A 15,652-nucleotide genomic window follows, 5' to 3' on the forward strand; every position below is an offset into this window, starting at 1 on the left:
CACAGCATTTGGCCTTACAGCCACAGCATTAACTTTGGCGCCAACTTGTTTTGGCGCCACTTTTGTTTTGGCGCCACTTGTAGCACCCGTTCACTTGTAGCACCCGTTCACTTGTAGCACCCATTTTTGCCGCAGTTTTGTTGCCAATACTTTTGCCTGCCAAGAAAACATTAGATAATACCGCTTTACCGCTATTAGCGTCAAACACTTCGCAGGCCTGACTTCACTATGCGTCTTATTCTGGCATCAAGTTCGCCCTACCGCAAAGAAATGCTGGGCCGACTGGCCCTGCCCTTCGAAACCCGTTCTCCTGACGTGGACGAAACACCACGACCCGGCGAGCCGCCCGCCGAGCTGGCCCTGCGGCTTGCCCAGACCAAGGCGCAAACCGTTGCCCACCAAGCCCCGGGAGCCGTTGTTATTGGCGCCGACCAGGTCGCCACCTTCGATGGCAACCCCATCGGCAAGCCCGGTTCGTTTGACAACGCCAAAGCACAGTTGCGTTTGCTTAGCGGCAAAACCGTCGAATTTCACAGTGCCCTGTGCGTCACTGACGGCCACCGTGTCGAGCTGGACGACATTGTGACGTACTGCACGTTTCGAGCCCTGACCAACACCGAAATCGACACCTACCTGCACCACGAACAACCCTACGATACGGCAGGCAGCGCCAAGGCCGAAGGCCTGGGTATCGCCCTGATGGACAACATGCGCTCAGATGACCCGACTGCAATTATCGGGTTGCCGCTGATTGCGTTGTCGCGCATGTTACGCTCTTTCGACATCAACCCTTTAACCTGCGCCCCACTGTGACTACAACTCGCACCCTGCATCTTATCCCGGTAAGCCTGGGCGAAGCCCCTGCCTCGCGCTGGCTGCCCAACGACGTACAAACGCTCGCCGGGCGGCTCGACACCTACATCGCAGAAAACGCCAAAACCGCGCGAGCCTTCCTGAAGCAGGTGGGCACACAGCGCCCGCTGCAAGACATCACCATTCATACGCTGGCCAAAAACACCAGCGCCGATCAAATCCGCCAATGGCTCAAGGCCGTACCCGAAGGCGGGGAAATCGGCCTGGTCTCGGAAGCAGGCTGCCCGGCTGTCGCCGACCCCGGGGCGCAAGTGGCCGCCGTTGCTCACGCACTGGGTATGCGCGTCGCGCCCTGGACGGGGCCATCGTCTATTTTGCTGGCGTTAATGGCCAGCGGGCTCGACGGCCAACGCTTTGCGTTTCATGGTTACGCACCGGTCGACGCGGGGCAACGCGCCCGCCAGCTCAAACAATGGGAAGCCGAATCACAAAAACAACACCAGACCCAGCTACTCATCGAAACCCCGTATCGTAACGACGCCATGTTCGAAACGCTGGTCCAGACACTGAAAGGGTCAACCCGGTTATGTGTTGCGCGTTCGGTCACCACCGAACACGAGTGGATCAAGACCAAGACCATTGCCCACTGGAAGTCGTCGCCCAAGCCCGACCTTAACCGCCAGCCGACCCTGTTTCTTTATCTGGCTTAAACCCAACTACGGTTGCACCCGCGCCACAGCCGGCGACAGTGGCACCCACGCTACAGCCGGCGACGGCCTGCACCCGTGTTTTTTATCGCCAAAACACGCGTGACCAGCAGCACCGCAAACACGACGACATAAACCCATACGTCGGCGAAATCATTTTTGCCGGCACGCACCAGCCAGAAGTGCCAGATCGACAACGCCACCGCCGGGTAAACCAGCCAGTGCAGCCGTCGCCAATTGCGCCCCAGGCGCCGTACCCAGGCATTGGTTGAGGTTATGGCCAAAGGCGTTAACAACACTACCGCCACTACCCCAACGGTAATAAACAGTCGGGTGACGATATCGACCCACATGGCTGACAATGACCACCCCTGCTCCCAGAGCGCCCAGGCCAGTACATGAAGCACCGTATAAAAATACGTAAACAGCCCCAGCATGCGCCGATGGCGCAAGGGCCACGTCACCCCGAACCACCGCTGCGCCGGCGGCGCAGCCAGCACGAGACACAACCCGACCAAAGCCCATTCGCCGGAAGACCGGGTGAGATACTCGGGGGGATTGGCGGTCAGGCCACCGATAAACCCTTGGGCCAGCCAAAACCCCAGGGGGTACAGGCAAAGCAGAAACACAACAACACGAGACCGCGTCATATCCAGACCTTCAGGCGTTCGATTACCGGCCGCGCAGGACGCTTTCTATACGACAACGTACCCCTGCGCGGGCGGCCGAGCCACTTAGTAGTTACGTACAAGGTCCATCCCGCTGTACAAACTCGCGACCTGATCGGCATAGCCGTTAAACATCAGCGTGGGGACCCGCGGCGCAAAAAATCCCGCACCAATGCGGCGTTCGGTCGCCTGGCTCCAGCGCGGATGCGCCACTTCGGGGTTTACGTTGGCATAAAAGCCGTACTCGTGCGGTGCAATTTTTACCCAGCTGGTAACCGGCTGCTTTTCAACCAGACGAATTTTGACAATGGATTTGCCGGACTTAAACCCGTATTTCCAGGGGACAGCCAACCGGACAGGCGCGCCATTCGACGTCGGCAACGATTTGCCGTACACCCCAAACACCAGCATAGACAACGGGTTCATCGCCTCGTCAAGGCGCAGGCCTTCGACATAAGGCCAATCGATAATGCGGTCGGCCAGGCCGGGCATGGTTTCGGGTTGCATCACCGTCACGAACTCGACATATTTGGCGTTGGCGGTCGGCTCGACCTGCTTCAGCAGTGCTGACAACGAGTAGCCATTCCAGGGGATCACCATAGACCAGCCCTCGACACAACGCAGCCGGTAAACCCGTTCTTCGAGGGGGGCCAGCGCCAGCAAGGCGTCTAGATCGAACGTTTTGGGGCGCAAGACTTCGCCCTCGACAGTCAGCGTCCAGGGCGTGGACTTGAAGGCCCCGCCCCGTGCATCAGGATCGCCCTTACCCGTCCCGAACTCGTAGAAGTTGTTGTAGGTCGTTACGGCGGTCTCGGAGGTCAGCTCGGCATCGACGGCGTACTCGGGGTTGCGTTCCCCCCATTGGGGCGCAGCCGTAACCAGACCCGGCAAGGCTGAACCCGCCAACGCAGGCAGGGCAAGCCCACCAGCCTTCTTTAACCATTCGCGCCTGGCACGCCATAGGGATTCGGGCGTAATTTCGCTAGGCGGAACAACAGGAATCTTGAACTTGGACATAATCACTACCTCGTGATGACGCGGCAGTGACCGTAATTAGTCACACCGCATCGCTGGAACGACCCGGCCGGACAGCCAGTCGTGCATTTCGGTCACGCTATGGACGAGCACCGTGGGGTTTGCCGATTGCAACGTGGGCAAGTCGTGCGCCCCGTAACTGACGGCAATACTGTCTACCCCGGCGTTGTGCGCCATTTGAACGTCGTGCGTTGTGTCACCAACCATCAGCACACGCTCGGGGTCGAGCGACAAAAACCCCATGATGTCGTGCAACATACCCGGGTGGGGCTTGCCATGCGATTCGTCGGCGCAACGCGTAACGTCAAAATACTCGCCCAAACGCGAAGCGGCAAGAACCCGGTCAAGCCCCATGCGACCTTTTCCGGTCGCCACAGCCAGTTTGACCCGCTGTTCACGCAAAACGTTCAACAGCTGGGGCACCCCGTCAAAAAGGGGCGTTTCGCGATCGTGCTGAAAAAAGTGGTGTTTGTAACGCTCGACAAAATGCGGCAGGTCATCGGAGGAAAGGTCGGGCGCCACATGATAAAGCGCGCTTTCAATAGATAACCCAATCACCCAACTGGCCTGACGGCGGTCGGGCACCGGCAACTGCATATCGGCACATGCGAGCTGAATGGCACTGACAATGGCGTGGGTCGAATCCATCAGGGTGCCGTCCCAATCGAAGATCACGGCATCATATTGCTTCACGACTGTTTCTCCAGGTATGACAAAATTCGTTGACACTCGGGCGGCAGCGGCGATGACAAGGCCAGTAACTCGCCCGTTAGCGGATGGGGGATATCGAGCCTGTAGGCATGCAGGAACATGCGCCCGAACCCTAACCTTGTGAACTTATCGCGCACCTCGTCGGGCCCGTATTTGTCGTCGCCCACAATAGGAAACCCGGCCGATGCCAGGTGCACACGAATTTGATGGGTACGACCGGTTCTAAGTTCAGCTTCAAGCAGCGAATAACGACCAAAGCGCTTTTGCAACGAAATAATGGTGTGCGCCGCTTTGCCGGTCGGGTCGACCCGTACCCGTCGCTCCCCCGAAGCCGTCAGCCACTTGAGCAAAGGCTGCCGCATATGCTGCCGGTCATTCACCCAGTCGCCCGACACCAGGGCCAGGTAGCGTTTACGGCCTTTACCTTCACGCATCATGTCGTGCAGGGCAACCAGTGCCGAACGCTTCTTGGCAATCATGAGCAGCCCGGAGGTTTCGCGATCGAGCCGGTGCGCCAGCTCGAGCAGGCGGGCATCGGGCCGCGCTGCCCGCAGTTGCTCGATGACCCCGAAAGACACCCCGCTCCCCCCGTGCACAGCCACACCCGAAGGTTTGTCGATAACCAACAGGGCGTCGTCTTCGAAGACCACCGGAAAATTGCACGGCGGCACAGCCCTGGGCGCATTGGGCGCCGGCATGCGAAAAGGCGGAACCCTGACGGTATCGCCCTCGACAAGCCGGTAATCGGACTGTATGCGTCCTTTATTCACCCGCACCTGACCATCGCGAATGGCTTTGTAAATGTGACTTTTAGGCACGCCTTTGCATATACGCAAAAGAAAATTATCAACACGCTGCCCGACCTGTTCGGCATCGATAAGCAGCATTTGAACAGCAGGGGCAGGCGTGTTTGTGTCTGAGGGTTTGCGCATATGGAAAAGCAGCATATAATCATGCCAGCCTGTAGAAGCTGGGTATCTACCTGCGTAGAGATGCAATGGATGCGTCTCCGTGGGTATTGAAGAACACATTGTACTGCCTTGACACTCAGCTTCTGGGCCATTTGGTCGCCGGGGCAATCTCCCACCGGAACAATGGTGCAGCACAAAACCCATTGCCACCCCGGGGGTGCTTGCCAACCGCGTGCGACGCTGTCGTCTTTGCTAAGTCTAGTCATAAAGTTTAAATGCACCAGGCGCAAGTACAAATCTGCGCCTGCTGTTCCCAGCAATTTATTCGTCAACCACACACCATTGTGAACCTGACCTCCCTGCTGACTGAACCTCGTGCCCAATGGCACGCTGTGCCTGCCTGATGACCAAGGTGGGTACCCTCTGACATTTGTTCAGCCCGGCCCCCTTAAAGCAAATTCCAGCGTCTCACACCGAGTGGTCCAAGGTCGCGCGTCCTGACACGACGCGTCATGACTACGGAGAAACACACTCATGAAACGCATGTTATTTAACGCAACGCATCAAGAAGAGTTGCGCGTTGCGATTGTTGATGGTCAAAAACTCATTGACCTCGACATCGAAACCGCCGGGCGCGAACAGCGCAAAGGCAATATCTACAAAGGGGTTATTACCCGCATCGAGCCCGGCCTCGAAGCCTGCTTCGTCAGCTACGGCGAAGACCGCCACGGCTTCCTGCCATTCAAAGAGGTCGCCCGCAGCTACTTCAAAGAAGGGGTCGATGTACGCACTGCGCGTATTCAAGACGCCCTGACCGAAGGACAGGAGCTGATCGTCCAGGTCGAGAAAGAAGAGCGCGGCAACAAGGGCGCTGCCCTGACCACGTTTATTTCGTTGGCCGGCCGTTACCTGGTGCTCATGCCCAACAACCCCCGTGGTGGTGGCGTGTCGCGCCGTGTCGAGGGCGAAGACCGCCAAGAACTGCGCGACACCATGGACCAGCTCGATGTCCCGCAGGGCATGAGCATCATCGCCCGTACCGCGGGCATTGGCCGCACGGTCGAAGAACTGCAATGGGACTTGTCCTATTTACTGCAGCTCTGGAGCGCCATCGACACCGCTGCGCGCGAAAACGCGGCGCCTATTCTTATTTACCTCGAATCCAGCCTGGTCATCCGGGCCATTCGCGATTACTTCTCGCCCGACATCGGTGAAATCCTCATCGACACCGAAGAAATCGCCGAGCAAGCCACCGCCTTCATGAGCGTGGTCATGCCCGACAACGTCGGTTGCGTCAAAATGTATCGCGACGACATCCCCCTGTTCTCGCGGTTCCAGATCGAACATCAAATCGAAACCGCGTATTCGCGCACGGTCCAGCTGCCCTCAGGCGGCTCCGTCGTCATTGACCACACCGAAGCGCTGGTCGCCGTCGACGTCAACTCCGCACGTTCAACACGCGGCGCCGACATCGAAGAAACCGCATTGCGCACCAACCTTGAAGCGGCCGACGAAGTAGCCCGACAGTTGCGCTTGCGCGACCTGGGCGGCCTGATCGTCATCGACTTCATCGACATGGAAGACAACAAGAACCAGCGCGCCGTCGAACAGCGCCTGCGTGATGCGCTCCATTTCGATCGGGCCCGCGTTCAAATGGGCAAGATTTCGCGCTTTGGCTTAATGGAGCTGTCTCGCCAGCGTCTGCGCCCTGCCCTGAACGAAGGCTCGCACGTCACCTGCCCGCGCTGTAACGGCACCGGGGTCATCCGCGACGCCGAATCCAGCGCACTGCACGTTTTGCGACTGCTGCAAGAAGAAGCCATGAAAGAAAACACGGCCGCCCTGCATGCCCAGGTTCCGGTCGAAGTGGCTACCTTCCTGCTGAACGAAAAACGCAACGACATCACCAAGATCGAGAGCCGGCTCAAGGTCAATCTGGTCCTGATCCCCAACAAAAACCTCGAGACGCCACACCACCACATCGAGCGCCTGCGTCACGACGATCCACGCCTCGAATCGTCAGCCAGCAGCCTCGACCTGGTACAGACGCCCGAAACCGACGTCACCTGGCAGCCCAGCAAAGCCGCCGAAGCCAAGGCCCGCCCCGAAGCGATTGTCAAAAGCATTACGCACGCACAACCTGCGCCGGTTATTGCCGCCCCTGAACCCGTTGCAGCACCGGCTGCAGCTCAAGGTGCAGCATCAGCTACTGGCTTGTTCAAGCGCTTCATGAACTGGCTGACAGGCGCCAGCGCAACCACCGAGGCCTCAACCGCCCCAGCCGCAACCGAAGAAAAACCTTCGGCAAATCGTAATGGCGGTCAACGCGGCAATCGGGGCAACCAAGATCGCAATCGCAATCGCCGACGCGGTGGACGCAACCGCGACGCCGACGAAGTGGTCGCCGAAGGCCAGCAGCGCAAGCCACGTCAACCGCAAGAGCCTCGTGAAAAGGCTGTGGCAGAAACAACCGCTGCTGTAGTTGCCGTCTCCGAGGCACCCGCAACTGCAGTTGAAGGCCAAGAAGAGCGTACAGGTACACGTCGCGGCCGACGTGGTCGTGGGCGCAACCGACGCGATCGTGCGACCGAAGATAATGTTGCAACAGACGATATCGCGGCCCAAACGGCTACCGATGTCGAAACGACCGAGACGACGCCACCTGTCACGTCATCCGCTCCGGCTGCTACGGTAATCGCAGAAGCTCCCGAGATGCACGATGCCGATGAAGACCAAGCCATTTCATCGGATACCGATGCTGACGCGGCTGAAGGGGAGCAAACCGAACGCAAACGCCGTCGCCGTCGCAGCCGCCGTGGTCGCCGTGGCAACGAAGCTGGTCGCAACGAAGCCGGTACAGACGCCGACAATGGCGCCGATGACGATTCAGCCGACGACGAAGCACCGGCCGAAATTGCAGCCAACGCCCTGGTCGCCTCACGCCCCCAGGCCGGAGCAACTGCAACGGTAGCCGCTGCAACCTACATCGAGCCCGTATTCGGCGCTGACCTTGAAACTATCCAAGCCAAAGAACTGGTCGACCTGAGCGCCCGCGAAGCCGAACAGGCAGAAGCTGCCAAAGCGGCGGCCGAAGCTGCCAAAGCGGCGGCCGAAGCTGTCACAGCACAGGCCGTTTCTTCGGCAACACCGGCTCAAACCACACAGGTTGCCGAAGCGCCGGCAACCACAGCGCCTGTCGCCACAGAAGCGGTTGCAACAGAAGCGGCCGTCGCCGTTGCTGCGCCATCTCTCTCCGATGCTATTGAAACAGCGCCGATGGCAGCTACCGAAGCCGCAGAAACGGCCTCGGCAGCGTCCACAGCGACCCAGGCCGATGATGCAGTACCTGCGCCAGCTTCATCCACTGATCCGACCCCGGTCGAACCAGCGCCTGTAGCTACCACCCAGCAGGCAGCACCCGCAACGCAAGTAGCTCAGCAAGCCCCTCAAGCTTCGTCCAGCGACAGCGTTCAAGCTGCCATTGCGTCATCCGGCTTGCAGCTGGTCGAAACCCGCGCCGATGTGCCAACGACTCAAGTGCCCGCCAGCGCGCCACGCCTAGGTCGTGCACGCAAGCCCGCGCCTAAAGTCGAGCAAGCGCCCCTCGAGCAGGTGGAAACCCAAAACAGCTGATCTGCTCACCAACGCTGATCGACAGCCATAAAAAAATACCCCGAAACGTTGTTTCGGGGTATTTTTTTGCATTGATGACAAAGCGCCGACAATAAACCTGTGCTGCCTGTTGCCGACCGCATCGCGAAGAACGCAAACGGCCGTGACAAGGCCAAAGTGCCGGGCCTTAAAAGAAGGCCACGACACCTTGGCGTTTATGTCTAGGCTGCGGCGCCCACCACGTCGATAGGCTGCCGCGTAAGCAAAGCCAGCATGTGTGCCAGTTCACTACGCATTTCACGGCGGTCAATAACGCAATCGATGGCGCCTTTTTCAAGTAAAAACTCGGCACGCTGAAAACCTTCGGGCAATTTTTCGCGAACGGTCTGCTCGATAACCCGGGGCCCGGCAAAGCCAATAAGCGCCTTAGGCTCGGCGACGACGACGTCACCCATGAAGGCAAAACTAGCCGATACACCACCCATGGTCGGGTCAGTAAGCACGCTGATAAACGGCAAGCCTTCGGCCGCAAGACGCGTGAGCATGGCGTTGGTTTTAGCCATTTGCATCAGCGAAAATAGACTTTCTTGCATACGTGCGCCGCCCGATGCTGCAACGCAAATAAACGGGCAACGATTTTTGATCGCTTCCTGAACGCCGCGCACAAAACGCTCGCCCACAACCGAACCCATCGAACCGCCCATGAACTCGAACTCGAAGCACGCCAAAACCACCGGCATGTTCAGCATACGACCGCTCATGACCACCATGGCTTCTGATTCGCCCGTTGATTTGGTGGCCTCGGAGACGCGTTCGGGGTATTTGCGGGAGTCTTTGAACTTTAGAGGGTCAACCGGACGGGTATTTTCACCAATTTCGACACGGCCTTCAGGGTCGAGCAATGCGTTGATACGAGCGCGAGCCCCGATGCGCATGTGATGGCTACAATTGGGACACACGTTAAGACTGGCGGCCAGATCATCTTTATACAAAACTGACTCGCAGCCCGGGCATTTGATCCAGAGCCCCTCGGGCACCCGGCGCGAGTTGGCGTCGGAGTTTTTGTTGATACGCGGCGGCAGAATTTTCTCAATCCAGCTCATGATTGTATTTCCTGGTGATATTTGTTTTTAGTTAAGCGCCTGGCGAATACCGCCGAGCCACGCTTTTGCAGCTTGTACCGCAGCCATGTCGACATCTTGACCACTGGCCGATGCGCCAGCAACAGCCTCTTCCATGGTTTCGATGAGTTTGCTGCCAATGATGACCGCATCGCTGACCTGCCCGAGCCGACGAGCACTTTCGGCATCGCGAATGCCAAACCCAACACCCAGCGGGATATCGAGATGCTGTCGAATAGCCGCCAGACGTTGCTCGACGTCGGTGATGTCGAGGTTGCCGGAACCGGTAACGCCCTTTAGCGATACATAGTACACATAGCCCCGTGCAATTTTGGCAACCTTCTTGACGCGATCTTCGGTTGACGTAGGCGCCAGCAGAAAAATCGGGGCAACAGCGGCGGATTCGAGGTAGCGCGCAAAATCGATCATTTCTTCGGGGGGATAGTCGACCACCAAAACACCGTCAACACCTGCTTCGGCGGCCTTCTGGGCGAACACCTCCTGGCCAAAACGCTCGATGGGGTTGGCGTAACCCATAAGCACCACGGGCGTAACAGCATTGGTGCGACGGAACTCTTGAACCATATGCAAAACATGCACCAGCCCAACGCCCTTTTCGATGGCGCGCTGGGTCGCCCGTTGCACGACCGGACCGTCGGCCATGGGGTCGGAAAACGGCACGCCCAGCTCGATGACGTCGGCCCCGGCCTCGACCAGCGCATGCATAAGCGGAACGGTTGCCTGGGGAGAAGGATCGCCAGCCGTAACGTATGGAATCAGTGCGGCACGCTTGCCTTTATTGGCAAACACGGTCGCAAGCCGATCTTGTTGATTCATGTTAGTAACCTATTAAAGGGTAATACCGCTGAACTCGGCAACGGTATGCATGTCTTTATCGCCCCGGCCCGACAGATTGACCAGAATGATTTTGTCTTTAGGCAGCGTAGGCGCCAGGCGCACGGCATGCGCAATGGCGTGCGACGATTCTAGCGCGGGCATGATGCCTTCGGTGCGGCAGCACTTGTGAAACGCCGCCAGCGCCTCGGCGTCGGTAACGCCCACATACTGCGCACGGCCCGAATCTTTAAGCCAGGCATGTTCGGGGCCTACGCCCGGATAGTCGAGACCCGCCGAAATGGAGTGGGTTTCTTGAATTTGGCCGTGCTGGTCTTGCAAAACATATGTACGATTGCCATGCAGAACGCCAACAACCCCCGCATTCAATGAGGCCGAGTGACGATCGGTATCGAGGCCTTCACCAGCGGCTTCGACACCTACCAGCGCTACTTCTGGGTAGTCGATATAAGGGTAAAAAATACCCATGGCGTTAGAACCGCCCCCTACCGACGCAACTACGTAATCGGGTTGACGCCCGGTATTGATGGGCATTTGTTCAATGCACTCGGTGCCGATAACCGACTGGAAATCGCGAACCATGGCGGGATACGGGTGCGGGCCGGCCACAGTGCCGATGCAGTAAAACGTGTTCTCGACGTTGGTGACCCAGTCGCGCATCGCCTCGTTCAGGGCATCTTTGAGCGTGCGCGAGCCAGATTCCACCGGGACGACCGTCGCCCCGAGCAGCTTCATGCGATATACATTTGATGCCTGACGACGCACATCTTCAGCGCCCATGTAAACGACGCACTCGAGCCCATAGCGCGCGGCAACAGTTGCCGTGGCCACGCCATGCTGGCCGGCACCGGTTTCGGCGATGATGCGTGGCTTGCCCATACGGCGCGCCAACATGATCTGGCCGATACAGTTGTTGATTTTATGCGCGCCGGTGTGGTTGAGATCTTCGCGCTTGAACCAGATTTGCGCCCCGCCCAACTCTTCGGACCAGCGACGTGCGTGATACACGGGGCTGGGACGCCCGACAAAATGCTTAAGCTCGTACTCGAACTCTTGAAGAAATTCGGGATCGTTTTTGTATTTGTCGTAGGCTGCCTTGAGCTCGTCAAGTGCATGCACCAGGGTTTCGGCGACGAAAGAACCGCCAAAACGACCAAAATGACCCTGTTCATCAGGCAAGTTATACGGTTTCAAGTAAATACTCTCTGGTTGCGCAGGCGACCGGATTTGCCGCCAGCATTAAAGAATCAGGTCATTTTAACAGTGCCGCCCCTGCCCCGCAGCACACGCCAACCCTACGAACGGGTCGCCGTTACGCCCGGCAATTCATTTAGTGCAGCAAGCGCCCGGGTTATCTGTTCACCATTGCGCACCTCGATGGTAAAGACCATGTGCGCCAGCGAGCGGCGGCTTTGCGTATTGACACTGACCACATTCAGTCGAAGCTTGCCAAACACATCGGTAAGATCGCGCAGCAAACCCATTCGGTCGGGTGCGTGAATACTGATCGAGACCGGATACAACGCGTCGCCGGTCTCACCCCAATCGACGTCAATCAGACGCTCAGGATGCTTCAGGGCCAGCTCGGCATACGCTTTGCAATCGGCACGATGAATGGAAACACCCCGGCCTCGGGTAATGAAACCCGCGATGACATCGGGCGGCGCCGGCCGGCAGCAACGGGCCAGCTGGGTGAGCAGCGCATCGACGCCAACCACCAGCACCCCCGATTTACCCGTACGAACAACGTTATCGTGCCCCGCCGCATACGACACCACGCCTCGCTCCGACAGGGCATCGGATGCCGATACCGGACCCGCCGCGGGCTCACGAAAATGTTGATCGAATGCGCGCAGGCTGAACTCGTCTTTGGCTACAGACACGTACATATCGTCGGCGCGGGCAAACCCCAGCTGGTTGGCCAACTGCTCGAGATTGACCGCAGTTTTTCCCAGCCGCTGCAACTCTTTCTCGACCATGGTCTGCCCCTGGGCAATGCGCTCTTGCAATTCGATGGCATTGAACCAGGCCCGAACCTTTGACCGGGAGCGATTGCTGGCCAAAAAACCCAACTGCGGGTTCAGCCAGTCGCGCGAGGGCCCACCCGACTTTGCCGCAATGATTTCAACCGTTTGCCCGGTTTTCAGGCGCGTCAGCAAAGGCACCATCTGGCCGTCAACCCGTGCGCCCCGGCAACGATGCCCAAGATCGGTATGCAGATAGTAGGCAAAATCAACCGGCGTCGCACCGGCAGGCAACTCGATAACGCGCGCCTGCGGGGTCATGACATAAATGCGGTCATCGAAAAGATTTTTTGCCGCCTGCGTCGCCTCGACGTCACCCCACGCCAGCAACTGACGCATCCAGGTCACTTTGCGATCGTAGTCACCCGCAGCAACCTGCGTACCGCCCTTGCTCCCCGCCTCTTTGTACCGCCAATGCGCAGCCATACCGTACTCGGCGTACTCGTGCATTTCGCGGGTGCGAATCTGCACTTCAAATGTTTTGCCCTCAGCATCGGTCACCACCGTGTGCAACGACCGATAGCCATTGGGCTTGGGTCGGGCAATGTAGTCATCGAACTCGTTGGACACGGGCGTCCACATGGCGTGCACTTGCGCCAGCACGGCGTAACATGCGCGCTCGTCTTGCACAATGACCCGCATGGCACGCAAATCGTAGAGCTGTGAAAACGCCAGATTTTTATTACGCATCTTGTTCCAGATGCTGTAAATGTGCTTGGGCCGCCCCGAGACTTCGGCGGGGATACCCGCCTGGTCAAGCGCCGACTGAAGCTCGGCAACGACGCGCACTATCATCGCCTCGCGCTCAATGCGCTTGTCTTCAAGCTGACGCGCGATATCTTTGTAGGTCTCGGGCTCCATAAAGCGGAACGCAAGATCTTCCATTTCCCACTTGACCTGCCAGATGCCCAGGCGATTGGCCAACGGCGTATACAACGTCATGGTTTCGCGGGCAAATTCGGGCGGGCAAGGGGTTTTGCTGGCGGCGTACCATCGCAAAGACTGCAACCGCGACGCCAGACGCAACATGACGATGCGCAAGTCGGCCGCCATGGCCAGCAACATCTTTCGTTGCTTTTCTTTTTGATCGACGGCGGCCTTGCCTGGGTCGGCAGCCTGAGCCGCCACATAGCCCAGTCGCAGCAACGCACGCACGCCCTGCACCATGGTGGCGATTTCGGCGCCGAACGTTTTAGTAATGGGGTCTTTTTTGGGGGCCGGGTCGAATAAGGAATCGTCGCGCACCACCGCCAGCACGGCGCTGATGCGGGTGGCGGCATCGGCGCCCAACCCGGCCAAAATCAGGGTAACGGCCGCTGCGTGTGCATCTAGCGGTTCGCCGGTAAGGGCAAACTCGCCTTGCAAAGGTGCCCGAACCCGGTCGACCGCCTTGGCAAGCTGCGCGCGTTCGGGCTCGTCAAGGCCCCGGCTTGCGGCCTCGAACCAGACGGCATCAAAGGGCGGGGCCCATTCGGCGAACGGCGCGGTGTCTGACATAACCGTATAGCGTTACTGCGAAACGGCCGCCTTGACGACGATTTCTACTTTAAGATCGGGGTTGGCCAAGCGTGCCTCGACAGTGGCCCGGGGCGGCGCATTGCCAGCCGGAACCCAGGCATCCCAGGCCTGATTCATGCCATCGAACTCTTGCATGTTGGCCATGAAAATCTGGGCCATCAAGATCTGGGTCTTGTCGCTGCCTACGCTGGCCAGCAAATCGTCGATGGCGGCAAGCACTTCTTGGGTTTGGCCGACGATATCTTTGCCGGCGTCGGTGGGCACTTGCCCCGCCAGATAGGCCACACCATTGTGAACAGCCACTTCAGAAAGACGCTGGCCGACTTTAAAACGCTTGATGGCGCTCATAGTTTCCTCTTGAAACAAGTAAGTGAAATAAACAAAAAGAAAAATCAGGCCGGCGGCAACTGAAATACCTGCCGCAAATAGGCCAGATAGGCGGGGTCGTCGCACATGGTTTTTTGCGGCGAATCGGACACCTTGGCGACGGGCTGACCATTGCAACGCACCATCTTCATGACGATCTGCAATGGCTCATGGCCCAGATCGTTGGTTAAGTTGGTGCCAATACCAAACGACACCTTGCACCGGCCGGCAAAACGCTGGGCCAGCTCGATGGCACGCGGTATGGTGAGCGCATCGGAAAACACCAATGTTTTTGTTCGCGGGTCCGTCCGGTTGGCCTTGTAGTGCTCAAGCATGCGCTCGCCCCAAGAGAACGGGTCGCCCGAGTCGTGGCGGGCGCCATCGAACAACTTGCAAAAGTACATGTCGAAATCGCGCAGGAAAGCTTCCATGCCGTATACATCGGATAACGCTATCCCAAGGTCACCCCGGTACTCTTTGGCCCAGACTTCCAGCGCAAAAACCTGCGAATCGCGCAACCTGGGGCCCAGCGCCTGACAGGCCTGCAGATACTCGTGCCCCATCGTGCCCAACGGCGTCACATTGTGCTTCATGGCCATCATGACATTACTGGTACCGGCAAAATGCACACCCATCCGGGCCTTCATCGTGCGGACAACTTCTTCGTGCCACAGCTTTGAAAAGCGACGGCGCGTGCCATACTCGGCAACGCGAAAGTCGGCCAGCGCCGGATCGTCGGTAACCAGTTGCATTTTCTTCTGGAGCCGTTGACGCCCTTCTTCCCAGCCGGGCTCGGTGCAGGTGTTCCGGAAATACACCTCGTTGACGATGGCCAACACAGGAATCTCGAAGAGAATGGTGTGCAACCAGGGGCCTTTGACGGAAATGGCTATTTCACCTTCCGATTCTCCGGGGCCAATATCAATGCATTTCTCGGGCAAATGGAACAAGCCCAGAAAGTCGACAAAATCACTTTTAATAAAGCGCAGGCTGCGCAGATAGTCGAGCTCCGCGTCGGTGAACTTCAGCTGGCACAACGCATGTATTTCGGCCCTGATTTCGTCAAGGTAAGGCGCAAGATTGACGTTGGGCGTACGACACTTGTAGCGATACTCGACCTGGGCCGCCGGAAACTGGTGCAACACCACCTGCATCATGGAAAACTTGTACAGATCGGTATCGAGCAAAGAGGTAATGATCATTCGGACAGCCGGCCGCCTTGGCAATTAAAGTGTGTACCCAATTATTGGGTAAAATGGACCCGGGAAACTTTTCCCCAATGTATCAAAAGTGAGCATTGTAATGTTTAAC

At 58.3% G+C, this 15,652-nt stretch carries 13 protein-coding genes; 3 read left to right on the plus strand and 10 right to left on the minus strand.

Annotated features, from left to right (window positions below; translation table 11 throughout):
- Window positions 1-228 precede the first annotated feature (228 nt).
- Window positions 229-813 (plus strand): Maf family nucleotide pyrophosphatase, encoded by a 585-nt coding sequence (locus GTU67_RS01975; protein ID WP_185778503.1) that lies wholly within the window; start codon window positions 229-231, stop codon window positions 811-813.
- Window positions 810-1,523: an SAM-dependent methyltransferase gene (locus GTU67_RS01980; protein ID WP_185778504.1), complete on the plus strand. Its 714-nt coding sequence runs from the start codon at window positions 810-812 to the stop codon at window positions 1,521-1,523. Before GTU67_RS01975 ends, GTU67_RS01980 begins: the two co-directional genes overlap by 4 nt.
- A gap of 50 nt (window positions 1,524-1,573) precedes the next feature.
- Here GTU67_RS01980 and GTU67_RS01985 read toward each other — a convergent pair whose 3' ends face one another.
- The 4 genes from GTU67_RS01985 to GTU67_RS02000 form a co-directional block, all read right to left on the minus strand.
- On the minus strand, window positions 1,574-2,170 hold the full coding sequence (locus GTU67_RS01985; protein ID WP_185778505.1) for a protein-methionine-sulfoxide reductase heme-binding subunit MsrQ: 597 nt from the start codon (window positions 2,168-2,170) through the stop codon (window positions 1,574-1,576).
- An 84-nt stretch (window positions 2,171-2,254) separates the two neighbouring features.
- Window positions 2,255-3,205, minus strand: coding sequence for a protein-methionine-sulfoxide reductase catalytic subunit MsrP (gene msrP, locus GTU67_RS01990; protein WP_185778506.1), 951 nt, complete (start codon window positions 3,203-3,205; stop codon window positions 2,255-2,257).
- Window positions 3,206-3,241: 36 nt separating this feature from the next.
- Window positions 3,242-3,916: an HAD-IA family hydrolase gene (locus GTU67_RS01995; RefSeq protein ID WP_185778507.1), complete on the minus strand. Its 675-nt coding sequence runs from the start codon at window positions 3,914-3,916 to the stop codon at window positions 3,242-3,244.
- The gene (locus tag GTU67_RS02000; RefSeq protein ID WP_249417484.1) at window positions 3,913-4,881 is read right to left on the minus strand and encodes an RluA family pseudouridine synthase; all 969 of its coding nucleotides are present in this window, start codon (window positions 4,879-4,881) and stop codon (window positions 3,913-3,915) included. The genes GTU67_RS01995 and GTU67_RS02000 overlap by 4 nt, the downstream gene beginning before the upstream one ends.
- 498 nt (window positions 4,882-5,379) lie before the next feature.
- Between GTU67_RS02000 and GTU67_RS02005 the strand changes: the two genes are divergently transcribed.
- Complete coding sequence (locus tag GTU67_RS02005; protein ID WP_185778508.1) at window positions 5,380-8,478, plus strand: Rne/Rng family ribonuclease; 3,099 nt, start codon at window positions 5,380-5,382, stop codon at window positions 8,476-8,478.
- A 200-nt stretch (window positions 8,479-8,678) separates the two neighbouring features.
- Here GTU67_RS02005 and accD read toward each other — a convergent pair whose 3' ends face one another.
- The 6 genes from accD to pncB form a co-directional block, all read right to left on the minus strand.
- Window positions 8,679-9,560 (minus strand): acetyl-CoA carboxylase, carboxyltransferase subunit beta, encoded by an 882-nt coding sequence (accD, locus tag GTU67_RS02010; protein WP_185778509.1) that lies wholly within the window; start codon window positions 9,558-9,560, stop codon window positions 8,679-8,681.
- 27 nt (window positions 9,561-9,587) lie between these two features.
- Window positions 9,588-10,415, minus strand: coding sequence for a tryptophan synthase subunit alpha (trpA, locus tag GTU67_RS02015; protein ID WP_185778510.1), 828 nt, complete (start codon window positions 10,413-10,415; stop codon window positions 9,588-9,590).
- 12 nt (window positions 10,416-10,427) lie between these two features.
- Window positions 10,428-11,627 carry a tryptophan synthase subunit beta gene (trpB, locus tag GTU67_RS02020; protein WP_185778511.1) on the minus strand — a complete coding sequence of 400 codons (1,200 nt, stop codon included), beginning with the start codon at window positions 11,625-11,627 and terminating at the stop codon, window positions 10,428-10,430.
- 101 nt (window positions 11,628-11,728) lie between these two features.
- Complete coding sequence (locus GTU67_RS02025) at window positions 11,729-13,954, minus strand: RelA/SpoT family protein (protein WP_185778512.1); 2,226 nt, start codon at window positions 13,952-13,954, stop codon at window positions 11,729-11,731.
- 12 nt (window positions 13,955-13,966) lie between these two features.
- Window positions 13,967-14,323: a RidA family protein gene (locus tag GTU67_RS02030; RefSeq protein ID WP_185778513.1), complete on the minus strand. Its 357-nt coding sequence runs from the start codon at window positions 14,321-14,323 to the stop codon at window positions 13,967-13,969.
- Between the two features lie 44 nt (window positions 14,324-14,367).
- Entirely contained in the window at window positions 14,368-15,543 is a 1,176-nt protein-coding gene (gene pncB, locus GTU67_RS02035; RefSeq protein ID WP_185778514.1) for a nicotinate phosphoribosyltransferase, read from the minus strand.
- Window positions 15,544-15,652 lie beyond the last annotated feature (109 nt).

Origin of the sequence: Pusillimonas minor, assembly GCF_014237865.1 — a bacterium.
Lineage (GTDB): Bacteria > Pseudomonadota > Gammaproteobacteria > Burkholderiales > Burkholderiaceae_B > Neopusillimonas > Neopusillimonas minor.